This window comes from Flavobacterium sp. (assembly GCF_040402895.1).
Classification (GTDB): domain Bacteria; phylum Bacteroidota; class Bacteroidia; order Flavobacteriales; family Flavobacteriaceae; genus Flavobacterium.
Map to the genome: position 1 here is coordinate 67837 of NZ_JBBALR010000001.1, position 12046 is coordinate 79882.

The 12046-nt window shown below is 33.5% G+C and carries 10 protein-coding genes and 1 tRNA gene; 8 read left to right on the top strand and 3 right to left on the bottom strand.

Going from position 1 to position 12046, the window contains the following annotated elements; genetic code table 11:
• Positions 1–79 precede the first annotated feature (79 nt).
• Positions 80–739, top strand: coding sequence for a ribulose-phosphate 3-epimerase (rpe, locus tag ABWP60_RS00425; protein WP_353146955.1), 660 nt, complete (start codon positions 80–82; stop codon positions 737–739).
• 50 nt (positions 740–789) lie between these two features.
• Here the strand turns inward: rpe and ABWP60_RS00430 are convergent, their stop codons facing one another.
• Complete coding sequence (locus tag ABWP60_RS00430) at positions 790–1782, bottom strand: GntR family transcriptional regulator (protein WP_353146958.1); 993 nt, start codon at positions 1780–1782, stop codon at positions 790–792.
• A gap of 113 nt (positions 1783–1895) precedes the next feature.
• Here ABWP60_RS00430 and ABWP60_RS00435 point away from each other — a divergent pair, with 113 nt between their 5' ends.
• Genes ABWP60_RS00435 through ABWP60_RS00465 form a run of 7 tightly spaced genes read left to right on the top strand, consistent with a single transcriptional unit; the run spans position 1896 to position 11367 of the window.
• Entirely contained in the window at positions 1896–2927 is a 1032-nt protein-coding gene (locus ABWP60_RS00435) for an aldose epimerase family protein (RefSeq protein WP_353146961.1), read from the top strand.
• A gap of 3 nt (positions 2928–2930) precedes the next feature.
• A complete protein-coding gene (locus tag ABWP60_RS00440) occupies positions 2931–4025 on the top strand; it encodes a glycoside hydrolase family 53 protein (RefSeq protein WP_353146964.1) in 1095 nt (364 codons plus the stop codon).
• A gap of 1 nt (position 4026) precedes the next feature.
• Positions 4027–5037 carry a glycoside hydrolase family 53 protein gene (locus ABWP60_RS00445; RefSeq protein ID WP_353146967.1) on the top strand — a complete coding sequence of 337 codons (1011 nt, stop codon included), beginning with the start codon at positions 4027–4029 and terminating at the stop codon, positions 5035–5037.
• A 4-nt stretch (positions 5038–5041) separates the two neighbouring features.
• Entirely contained in the window at positions 5042–7465 is a 2424-nt protein-coding gene (galA, locus tag ABWP60_RS00450) for a beta-galactosidase GalA (RefSeq protein WP_353146969.1), read from the top strand.
• Between the two features lie 15 nt (positions 7466–7480).
• Positions 7481–8650 carry a galactokinase gene (gene galK / locus ABWP60_RS00455; protein ID WP_353146971.1) on the top strand — a complete coding sequence of 390 codons (1170 nt, stop codon included), beginning with the start codon at positions 7481–7483 and terminating at the stop codon, positions 8648–8650.
• Positions 8640–9692, top strand: coding sequence for a UDP-glucose--hexose-1-phosphate uridylyltransferase (locus ABWP60_RS00460; RefSeq protein ID WP_353146973.1), 1053 nt, complete (start codon positions 8640–8642; stop codon positions 9690–9692). The genes galK and ABWP60_RS00460 overlap by 11 nt, the downstream gene beginning before the upstream one ends.
• 4 nt (positions 9693–9696) lie before the next feature.
• Positions 9697–11367, top strand: a complete 1671-nt coding sequence (locus ABWP60_RS00465) for a sodium/sugar symporter (protein ID WP_353146975.1) — start codon at positions 9697–9699, stop codon at positions 11365–11367.
• Between the two features lie 60 nt (positions 11368–11427).
• On the opposite strand, the gene ABWP60_RS00470 is transcribed toward ABWP60_RS00465, so the two are convergent.
• Together ABWP60_RS00470 and ABWP60_RS00475 are read right to left on the bottom strand one after the other, a co-directional pair.
• Positions 11428–11501, bottom strand: a tRNA-Arg gene (locus tag ABWP60_RS00470).
• A 94-nt stretch (positions 11502–11595) separates the two neighbouring features.
• A complete protein-coding gene (locus tag ABWP60_RS00475; RefSeq protein ID WP_353146977.1) occupies positions 11596–12045 on the bottom strand; it encodes a GatB/YqeY domain-containing protein in 450 nt (149 codons plus the stop codon).
• Position 12046: the final 1 nt, after the last annotated feature.

Here is a 12046-nt window from a genome sequence, read left to right on the forward strand (position 1 = left end):
AAAGTCTTAACATCAAAACTCCGGAAACACTTTCGGAGTTTTTTTAAAATATCAATTTTTGCACAAACAATATACTTAAATGAAAAATACACTCATCGCTCCTTCAGTTTTAGCTGCCGATTTTGCTAATTTACAACGCGACATTGAAATGATTAACGCCAGTGAAGCTGATTGGTTTCATATTGACATTATGGATGGCGTTTTTGTACCGAATATTTCTTTTGGAATGCCTGTTTTACAAGCTATAACAAAACATGCTACCAAAACTATAGATGTGCATTTAATGATAGTAGATCCTGACAGATACATTACAACTTTTGCAAAATTAGGTGCGAATGTTTTAACTGTACATTATGAAGCTTGTAATCATTTACACAGAACGCTTCAGGCAATTAAAGCAGAAGGTATGAAAGCTGGAGTGGCGATTAACCCACACACAAGTGTAAAAGTTTTGGAAGATATTATTCAAGATATTGATTTGGTTTGTATTATGAGTGTAAATCCAGGTTTTGGCGGACAAAGTTTCATTGAAAAAACATATGACAAAGTAGGTCAATTGAAAGAAATGATACAAAGATGCAAGGCCAACACTATTATAGAAATTGACGGCGGTGTAACCAACAAAAATGCGAAACAATTAGCTGATGCTGGTGCAAATGTATTGGTTGCAGGAAACTACGTTTTTGGAGCTATAAATCCAACTGAAACAATTGCTGATTTAAAACAAATTACAAAATAAAAGTATTCCAATAATCTAAAAATCCTTCTTTTTATAGAAGGATTTTTAGATTATAACGATTTTCTCAAAATCAATTGACTTTCATTTTCAATATTTTCTTTAGAATTATTCAAAATCATATTTGCTAATTTTTTCCCCATTTCGCTAAAATCAGTAGAAATGGTAGTAATACCTTTTGCAACCACTTTTTTCAATGGCGTATCGTTGTAAGAAATAATTCCAATATCTTTTCCAATCACAAGCTTAAATAAGGCCGCATTTTCAATAATTGCTACTAAATCGCTATCATTAGGTAAAATATAAATCACCCCTTTTTGAATTGAATCTAAAGTAAATTCAGATTTAATTTCATATTCAAATTGATAGTTTTTACAAAATCTTTCAAAGCCAATTACCATTCCTATAGGTTCTTTTTTTCCTGGAAAAATCAAAACCAATTTCTTATATTTTTTTAATCGTTTCAACCCTTTCTCTAACGCAGTATAGATATCTTTTACAAAATTCTGATATACGGCTGGATATTTTTTTAAATCGTCTCGAGTTTGATCTAAAATATACGTTTCATCGTAAGGCAATTTATTAATAATTTCTGTCGTATGCTCTAAATTAGAAGGCATAATAATATATTTCGAATAATTACCAATACTGTCTTGTATCAATTTGGCAAAAACCTCCATATTAAAATGATGAAAAAAAATATCTACATTCGCTTTATCTTTTATGGTATCAATGAATGAATTGTAAATTTCTTCCTTAAAAGCATTTAATTCATCAAACAAAAGAAAAATTCGTTGTTCGGGTTTAAAATCTGTACTTTTTACAAAATATCCTTTTCCTAAAATGGCATAAATTACGCCTCGTTTTTTTAATTCGTTATAGGCTAAAAGCACAGTATCTCTTGACAATTTATGTCTCAAACATATCTTGTTTATGGAAGGTAATTTATCATTTTTTTCTAATTGATTTAGCAAAATTGCCTTTTCAATAGATAAAATTATTTGCTTATATTTTGGAATCGAAGAAGTACTTTCAATTTCTATCATAAAACAAATGTATAAAACTGGTGGTTAAAAAACAACAAACTGGTAGGTACCGGTATGATTTTATTTTTAAAAAATATAAATTTGAATAGTAATCAAAAAATGATTTAAAAAAATTGTCGGAAATTATAAAAGATAGTCAAAATACAACTTCATTTGGTTACACATCAAATGGAAAAGAATCATTTTGCTATACCCTAAGCAACTCAAATGGAATTGAAATGGCAATTATTGACTTTGGTGCCACCATACAATCCATAAAAATCCCCATTTCCTCATCAAAAAAAGCAGATGTGGTTTTAGGCTTTGATCATATTACTGACTACGAAAAATCATTTATGCTTTCGGGCGCGCCATTCATTGGAGCTGTAGTGGGAAGGTATGCAGGAAGAATAAAAAATGGGACTTTCAAAATAAATGATGAAGTTTTTCAGCTTAATAAAAATTTAGGACAGCATCATTTACATGGAGGGAAAACTAACTTAAGTAATCGATTTTGGAACGTAATTTCGCTTTCCAATAATTGCATTACTTTAGAATGTATTTCAAAAGATTTAGAGGAAAATTATCCAGGTGAACTAACCGTTAAAGTAAGCTACCACTTAAGTGATATGGACGAATTAGAAATTAATTACACTGCAAAAACAACAAAAGACACAATAATAAACTTAACACAACACACCTATTTCAATTTAGACGGACACGAAAAAACTATTGAAAACCAAGAGCTACAAGTAACAAGTTCAGAGATTTTAGCTACCAATGAAGAAAATGTTCCTACTGGAAAATTTTTAAATATTATGGATACTTCATTTGATTTTTTAACTTTCAAAAGTTGCCCAACAAAAATTGATACTTCTTTTGTAATTTCTGATAATTCAACGTCCGTGGCTACTTTAAAAAGCACCAAAAATAAGATACAAATGCAGGTTTTCACCAACCAACCTTCCGTTCATATTTATGTTGGAGGCAATTGCGAAAATAAAATTATGGGAAAAAATAATGTAAATTACGAGGCTTTAAGTGGTATTTGTTTTGAAACACAAAATTATCCAGATGCACCAAACCAAAGTCATTTTCCAAATGCTGTATTAAGAAAGGACGACACCTATTATCAAAAAACAAGTTTTAAATTTGAAAAAATATAACCTATGAAATCACTTATCCAATTAGCCTTAATAATAACAGGATTGTTTTTATTTTCTTGTTCATCAAATGAACCAGAAGTAGCGCCACCTCCAATTCCAAATAATCCTGGTACAGATGTTTTTATTCGCGCTGCAGATATGTCGTATTTACCATTAATAGAAAGTGAGGGCACTATTTATAAGAAAAACGGAGTGGCAGAAAATGCTTTAACCACGCTAAAAAATGCAGGTTGTAACACGATTAGAATACGAATTTGGAAAAATCCATCAGACAATCATTCTGGACTAGCAGAAGTAAAAGCCTTGGCATTACGAGTCAAACAAGCAGGAATGAAAGTTTGGTTAACCGTTCATTATTCGGATACTTGGGCAGATCCTGGCAATCAAACGCCACCATCGGATTGGACTAGTTTATCATTAGCCAATTTAAAAACCGCTGTTAGCAATTATACCACTTTATTGATGACTGAAATTCAGCCAGATATTATTCAAATAGGAAATGAAATAAACAGCGGATTTCTTTGGCCGCAAGGACATTTGATTAATAATGAATCGCAATGTTTACAATTACTTGCTGTTGCCAGTTCGGCAATTAGAAGTCAATCTACAACAACTAAAATAATGATTCACTATGGAGGAATTGGAAGCGGTGCGAGTTGGTTTTTCAACAAAATGACTTCGATAGATTATGATTACATAGGTTTGTCTTATTATCCTATTTGGAACAGTAAAAATCTTTCAGATGTAAATTCTAGTATTACAACTTTAGGTCAAACCCACAACAAAAAAGTTATAATTGCAGAAACCTCTTATCCATTTACCTTGGGATATAACGATTGGACAAATAATATTGTGGGACAAAATGATCAATTGATTCCAACATATCCAGCCTCAAATGAAGGACAGAAAAATTATATTTTAGCCATAAAAAATCTTGTAAAACAAAATTCAAAAGGATTAGGATTTTGTTATTGGGGTGCAGAATGGGTTGCGTTTAGAGGTACAACAGCTACAAATGGTTCTTCATGGGAAAATCAGGCGTTGTGGGATTTTAATAATAATGCACTCCCTGTGATGGATGCTTTTAGTCAAAATTAAAATGAAAAATTTACTTGTTTTATTTCTTTTTTCGCTTGCTTTTACTTCGTGTACAAGTACCAAAACCGCTTTTGTAAAAGGAGCCGATATTGGTTGGTTGCCTCAAATGGAAGCTACAGGTTACAAATTTTACGACAAAGACGGTACGGAAAAAGAATGTCTTCAATTATTAAAAGATCGAGGCGTGAACTCGGTACGGCTTCGTGTTTGGGTAAACCCAAATGAAGACAAAGCAAGTGGACATTGTAGCAAAGAAGAAACCGTTGCGTTGGCATTACGTGCACAAAAATTGGGAATGCGAATTATGATTAACTTTCACTATTCTGATTCTTGGGCGGACCCTGCTAAACAAAACAAACCGAAAGCTTGGAAAGATCATTCCTTTCCAGAATTATTACTTGATGTGTATAACCATACATTTGAGGTAATTTCTGCTTTAAAAACAGCAGGCGTAACTCCAGAATGGGTGCAAATAGGCAATGAAATTCCTGGCGGGATGCTTTGGCCTGAAGGCAGTACGGACAATTGGAAGCAATTAGGTCAATTACTTAACAAAGGATACGAAGCTACAAAAGCCGTAGATAAAAACATAAAAGTAATTGTTCACGTAGACGAAGGAAATAATAACAAAAAATTTATTGCTTTTTTTGATAATGCCACGGCACAAGAAGTAAAATATGACATTATTGGTTTGTCGTATTATCCATATTGGATAAAAAAAGATTATTCTGAAACCATTGCCGACTTAGAATTCAACCTAAATGATATGGTAAAAAGATATAATAAAGACGTAATGATAGTTGAAGTTGGCGGTGAAGATGATAAAGTTCAAAACACGTACGAATTATTAAAAGCAACAATAGAAGCCGTAAAAAAAGTACCCAATAACAGGGGTTTAGGTGTCATGTATTGGGAGCCTCAAGGTGCCAAATCATGGAGTGGGTATAGTTTAAGTGCCTGGCAAAATGACGGAAAACCATCCCCTGCTTTAGATGCTTTTAAAGAAAATTAATTTTATGAAAAAAATAATAAGAAATAAATCGATACTAATTATTTTCTTTCTTTCTGCGATTACAAACGTAATGGCACAAGAAAAAATAAGTTTAGATGAAGATTGGAAATTTCATTTTGGACATGCAGCAGATGTTGAAAAAGATTTCGATTATAGTAAAACCGCTTTACTTCATAAATCGAATGTTTATGCAACTACAATTGTACATCCGAAATTTATTGACAGCACTTGGCAAAAAATCAATGTTCCGCACGATTGGGCAGTAGAACTTCCATTTGTAAAATCAGAACAGGTAGAAATGGACAGTCATGGATATAAACCCGTCGGCGGCGCGTATCCAGAAACAAGTATAGGTTGGTATCGCAAACATTTTTCGGTAGACAAATCAAAAAGCAACAAACGTTTTGAGCTTCAATTTGATGGCATATTCAGAAATGCGGAAATTTGGTTAAATGGCTTTTATGTAGGAACGAATTTTAGTGGCTATGTAGGTAATTCTTATGACGTATCCGATTATATTAATTTTGAAGGCGATAATGTATTGGTTATTCGAGTAGATGCTACACAATATGAAGGCTGGTTTTATGAAGGTGCAGGGATTTATAGACATGTTTGGTTACATTGTACCGATAAAACTTTCATTCCAGAAGATGGCGTTTTTATACATTCAAAAGTCAAAGGAAACAACGCAGAGGTTACGATTGAAACTACGGTTCAAAATAATGATTTAAAAAATTCCAATAGTGTTATTTACTCCTATATTACAGATAGAAACGGAAAAATTTTAGCCAAAACCAAGGAACAAAAAGTAAATTTAGGAATCCTTAAGAATCAAACCATAAAACAACATTTACATCTAAAAAACCCAGAACTTTGGTCGCATGAAAATCCTTATTTATATAGAGTGGTTTCCATTTTAAAATCAGAAAATCAAATCATTCATCAAACTAAAACCCGTTTCGGAATAAAAACTGTACAATTTGATGCCAAAGAAGGATTTTTCTTAAACGGAAAACACATAAAAATTCAAGGCACTAATAATCATCAAGACCATGCTGGTGTTGGAAGTGCCCTACCCGATTACTTACAATATTACCGCATCAAACTATTAAAAGAAATGGGAAGTAATGCTTATAGAGCAAGTCATCACGCACCCACTCCAGAACTTTTAGAAGCTTGTGATAGCTTAGGCATGTTAGTTATTGATGAACAACGTTTATTAAATAGTAGTCCAGAATATATTGACCAATTTAAACGATTACTAAAAAGAGATAGAAATCATCCATCTGTATTTTTATGGTCTATTGGGAATGAAGAACAAAACATTCAAGGGAATGAATATGGTAAGAAAATTGCACAAACCCTTTTAGCCATTCAAAAAGACATCGACCCATCACGAACCAGCACCTATGCTGCCGATATGGGAAATGACTTCAAAGGTGTTAACGAAGTAATTCCAATCCGAGGATTCAATTACAGAGAATATGCTGTAGCTGATTATCACAAAGACCATCCAAATCAACCGCTTTTGGGTACTGAAATGGGAAGTACTGTAACCACAAGAGGCATTTACGAAAAAGATGAAATCAAAGCCTACGTTCCAGATCAAGATATTACGCATCCTTGGTGGGCTAGCAAAGCCGAAACTTGGTGGAAATTAGCTGCAGAAAATAAGTATTGGTTAGGTGGATTTGTATGGACTGGATTGGATTATAGAGGTGAACCTACTCCTTATAAATGGCCAAATATAAGTTCGCATTTCGGAATTTTAGATGTTTGTGGTTTTCCAAAAAACATTTATTACTACTATAAAAGCTGGTGGACGAATGAAGACATCCTACATATTTCTCCACATTGGAATTGGTCGGATAAAATTGGAAAACCAATTGATGTTTGGGTAAATTCTAATGCAGAACAAGTAGAACTTTTTTTAAACGGAAAAAGTTTGGGTCAAAAAACGATGGAAAGAAACAGTCATTTACAATGGAATGTACTTTACGAACCTGGAATTTTAGAAGCTATTGGCTACAAAAACGGAAAAAAAATAAAGGCAAAAGTAGAAACGACTGATCAAGCTAGTCAAATAGTTGTTTCTACTGATAAAAAAATATTAAATGCCGATGGAAAAGATGTTACTGTAATTAATATTTCAATTACTGATGAAAAAGGTAGAGAAGTGCCAACTGCCAACAACATAATTACATTCTCCATTTCTGAAAACGCAAATATTATTGGCGTTGGAAATGGTGATCCGAGTTCTCACGAACCAGACAAATGTGCAACAAATTCTTGGCAAAGAAGTGCTTTTAACGGAAAATGCCAAGTAATTATTCAAGCCGGAAAAAATACTGGTGAAATAACATTTGAAGCTAAATCTATCGGATTAAAAGCAACGACCACAATTTTAAAACTTGTAAATTCTAACTAATTTACAATCAAAATAATGAAGAAAAAACTCATTCAACATACCACAAAACATTTTGAAAAATTATTTCAAAAAAAACCTGAACATATTTTTCTTTCACCTGGAAGAATAAATATTATTGGCGAACACGTCGATTATAATGACGGTTTTGTTTTGCCCGCTGCCATCAACAAATACATTTGCTTTGCCATTTCCAAAAATAAAAGTTCAGAATGTGCTCTTGTCGCGCAAGATTTAAATGAAGTTTATTCATTCAACTTAAAAGACAATTTACAACCCATAGAAAAAATGTGGGTAAATTATATTTTAGGTGTATTGCATCAATTAAAAGAAAAAGAATTGCCAGAAAAAGGATTTACTATTGTTTTCAGTAGCACTATTCCAATGGGAGCAGGACTTTCTTCATCGGCAGCTTTAGAATGTGGCATCGCCTATGCAATGAATAAAATATTCGATTTAAAGTTATCTAAAGAAGAAATTGCACGAATCGGACAAACAGCAGAACATACATTTGCAGGTGTAAATTGTGGAATTATGGACCAATTTGCAGCTGTTTTTGGAAAAAAAAATAACGTTATTAAGTTAGATTGCACCACGTTAGCATACGAATATCATAAAGCAAATTTTAAAGAATACCAATTGGTTTTATTTGATAGTTGCGTCAAACACACCCATTTAACTTCGGGGTATAACGACAGAAGAAATGAAGTAGAACAAGGATTAGCCATCATAAAAGCAAAATATCCAGAAGTCATTTCGTTTAGAAATTGTACTGAAAAAATGGTGTTTTCATTAAAAGATACATTAGGAGAGATTATTTTCAATAGGTGTTTATTTGTAGTACAGGAAATCGAAAGAGTAGAATTAGCCGTAAGAGCTTTAACCGATGGAAATATTGAGCAATTAGGTGATTTAATGACAAAAACACATTTTGGCCTATCGGAATTATACGAAGTTAGTTGCCCAGAAATGGATTTCTTAGTAAAAGAAGCCCATACAATACCTGAAATAATTGGTGCGCGAATGATGGGCGGTGGTTTTGGTGGTTGTACGATAAACTTAGTAAAAAAAGAAAACGTAAATGCTGTAATTGAAAAAATGAGACGAGCCTATGCCACACAATACAACATCGATTTAAAATATTATAAAATTAAAATAGCCACAGGCACGTCAGAATATGCAATTTAACATCCATGAACATCCGCACAGAAGGTACAATCCGTTGTTAGACGAATGGATATTAGTGTCGCCTCATAGAGCAAAAAGACCGTGGCAAGGCCAACAAGAAGCTGTTTCTATTGACCTCTTGCCAGCACATGATGAAACGTGTTATTTATGCGCTGGAAATAGTAGATCCAATGGTACTCAAAATCCGCAATATGAAACTTGTTATGTATTTGAAAACGATTTTCCTGCCTTATTGGATGATGATATTGAATTTGAAAATCAAAACAAGAAATTATTTCAACTTAAACCAGAAAAAGGCATTAATAAGGTCATTTGTTTTTCACCCAAACACAACGTGACTTTAGCAGAAATGGACGTGTTGGAAATTGAAAATGTAATTAAAACTTGGAAAGAAGAATACATTACCTTAGGAAATAAGGATTATATCAATTACATACAAATTTTTGAAAATAAAGGTAGCGTTATGGGATGCAGCAATCCGCATCCACACGGGCAAATTTGGGCACAATCTTCGCTTCCAACACAAATAGAAAAAACGCAAAAAAGTTTACAAGCCTATTACGAAAAACACCAAATAAGTTTATTAGAAGATTACGTTACGCAAGAATTGCAACTACAAGAACGTATTGTAATTGAAAACGACCATTTTGTGGTTTTGGTGCCGTTTTGGGCAACTTGGCCTTTTGAAACAATGATTATTAGCAAAAGACATTTTGGAAATTTAATTGGATTAACATCTAAAGAAACGCTTGCTTTTGCAGAAATAATAAAAGGAATAACAGTAAAATACGATAACTTATTTGAAACTTCTTTTCCGTATTCTGCAGGAATTCATCAAGCACCCACGGACAAAATTTCGCATCCCGAATGGCATTTTCACATGCATTTTTATCCGCCGTTATTACGCAGTGCATCGGTGAAAAAGTTTATGGTAGGCTACGAAATGTTAGGGGAAGCGCAACGCGATATTTCGCCTGAAAAAAGTGCTGAAATGCTACGGAATTTACCAAACACACATTATAAATTAATCAAAAAAAAGTAATACTATGCAAACATTAGCCAACTTAGATTATTTAGTATTTTTCATTTATTTTATTATCATTGTAGGATACGGACTTTGGGTATATCGCAAAAAAAAGAAAGCCCAAGCCAGTAGTAACGACTACTTTTTAGCAGAAGGTTCACTTACTTGGTGGGCTATAGGTGCCTCACTAATTGCCAGCAATATTAGTGCCGAGCAATTTATTGGCATGAGTGGTAGCGGCTTTAAAATGGGATTAGCTATTGCCACCTACGAATGGATGGCAGCGGCTACCTTAATTATTGTTGCCGTATTTTTTATGCCGGTGTATCTAAAAAATAAAATATTTACCATGCCGCAATATCTCGAAAAAAGATACAACAGCAATGTAGCTATGATTATGGCGGTGTTTTGGTTGTTATTATACGTGTTAGTCAATTTGACATCGATATTGTATTTGGGTGCTTTAGCCATTAGCAGTATTTCTGGATTAAACCTTACCTTTTGTATGGTTGCATTGGCATTTTTTGCTTTAATGATTACGCTTGGCGGTATGAAAGTAATTGGTTATACCGATGTAATTCAGGTGTTCTTTTTAATTTTAGGTGGCTTGGTCACTACCTATTTGGCCTTAAACTTGGTTGCCGAATCTTTTGGAACTACAGGTGTGCTAAATGGTTTTAACGTAATGACCGAAAAAGCAAACGATCATTTTCATATGATTTTTGAAAAGTCGAATCCAAATTATTTGGATTTACCTGGACTTTCTGTGCTAATTGGTGGGATGTTAATTATCAATTTAAATTATTGGGGTTGCAACCAATACATTACGCAACGTGCTTTGGGTGCCGATTTAAAAACGGCTCGTTCGGGTATTTTGTTTGCAGCCTTTTTAAAAATATTAATGCCAATTATTGTGGTTTTACCTGGAATTGCCGCTTACGTTTTATACCAAAATGGCGGTTTTCAAACAGAAATGCTACAAGACGGAAGTGTCAACCCAGACCGAGCTTACCCTGTTTTACTTAACTTATTACCTGTGGGTTTAAAAGGCTTATCCTTTGCAGCATTAACAGCGGCTATTGTGGCTTCCTTGGCAGGAAAAGCAAATAGTATTGCCACTATTTTTACATTAGATGTGTATAAAAACAAAATAAATACAGAAGCTACCGAACAAAAACTGATTTCCATTGGTAAAATAACTATTGCTATTGCATTACTTGTAGCAGTTGTAGTTGCACCCTTTTTAGGAATTGATAAAAAAGGAGGATTTCAGTACATTCAAGAATACACCGGTTTTGTAAGTCCGGGTGTGTTTGCTATGTTTATATTAGGTTTCTTCTGGAAAAAAACAACTTCTAATGCTGCACTTTTTGCCATTATTGGTGGATTTATACTTTCTATCTTGTTTAAATTTATGCCCGGTGTTGTAGATTTATCTTTTTTAAATGGAGTTGGATTTTCGGTACCCAATGCAGAGGGCATTTACGAAATACCGTTTGTAGATCGTATGGGATTTGTATTTTTAATATGTGTTATTGTAATGTATTTTATTAGCGTGTACGAAACTAAAAACGGCGTGTTAACTAACGGCTTAGAAATAGAAAAATCTATGTTTAAAATGTCGCCTGGTTTTACTGTTGGCGCACTTATAATTACAGGAATTTTAGTAGCGCTATACACGGTTTTCTGGTAACCACAACTGAGCATAAAAACGAGAAACCTTTGCCAATTTATTTTGACAAAGGTTTTTTTGTGACCGCGGCAGGGTTCGAACCTGCAACCAACGGAGCCGAAATCCGTCATTCTATCCAGTTGAACTACGCAGCCTTTTTTTAGAGTATAGAAAAAAGAGTATAGAAAATAGAAGTGTACAACTTAATCTGATGTCTATTTTCTTTTCTCTATATCCTATTCTCTATTTTTAAACCAGTAATTTCTTAACAATCGTAGAAATGGTTTTTCCTTCAGCTTGTCCGCCAATTTGTGCGGATGCTAAGCCCATAACTTTTCCCATGGCAGCAATGCCAGAGGCATCGGTTTCTGCAATAATTTTAGCAACAATTGCCTCTACTTCTGCTTCCGATAATTGTGCTGGTAAGAATTTTTCAATAACTGCAATTTGCGCCAATTCTGGTTCGGCTAAATCGGCACGGTTTTGTGCTGTAAAAATTTCGTAACTGTCTTTACGCATTTTTACCAATTTTTGTAAAATTTTTATTTCGTCCGCTTCTGAAATTTCTTCTTTAGAACCTGAAGCCGTTTGCGCTAATAATATCTCCGATTTAATAGCACGTAATGCTTCAAGAGCTACAGTATCTTTAGCTCTCATAGCTTCTTTCATGCTATCCATAATTTGTGTAGATAAGCTCATA

What these genes read in the sequence shown, in the direction of transcription:
- rpe (WP_353146955.1), top strand. Translation starts at nt 80, where the DNA reads ATGAAAAATACACTCATCGCTCCTTCAGTTTTAGCTGCCGATTTTGCT.
- ABWP60_RS00475 (WP_353146977.1), bottom strand. Translation starts at nt 12,045, where the DNA reads ATGAGCTTATCTACACAAATTATGGATAGCATGAAAGAAGCTATGAGA.
- galA (WP_353146969.1), top strand. Translation starts at nt 5,042, where the DNA reads ATGAAAAAAATAATAAGAAATAAATCGATACTAATTATTTTCTTTCTT.
- ABWP60_RS00430 (WP_353146958.1), bottom strand. Translation starts at nt 1,782, where the DNA reads ATGATAGAAATTGAAAGTACTTCTTCGATTCCAAAATATAAGCAAATA.
- galK (WP_353146971.1), top strand. Translation starts at nt 7,481, where the DNA reads ATGAAGAAAAAACTCATTCAACATACCACAAAACATTTTGAAAAATTA.
- ABWP60_RS00445 (WP_353146967.1), top strand. Translation starts at nt 4,027, where the DNA reads ATGAAAAATTTACTTGTTTTATTTCTTTTTTCGCTTGCTTTTACTTCG.
- ABWP60_RS00440 (WP_353146964.1), top strand. Translation starts at nt 2,931, where the DNA reads ATGAAATCACTTATCCAATTAGCCTTAATAATAACAGGATTGTTTTTA.
- ABWP60_RS00465 (WP_353146975.1), top strand. Translation starts at nt 9,697, where the DNA reads ATGCAAACATTAGCCAACTTAGATTATTTAGTATTTTTCATTTATTTT.
- ABWP60_RS00460 (WP_353146973.1), top strand. Translation starts at nt 8,640, where the DNA reads ATGCAATTTAACATCCATGAACATCCGCACAGAAGGTACAATCCGTTG.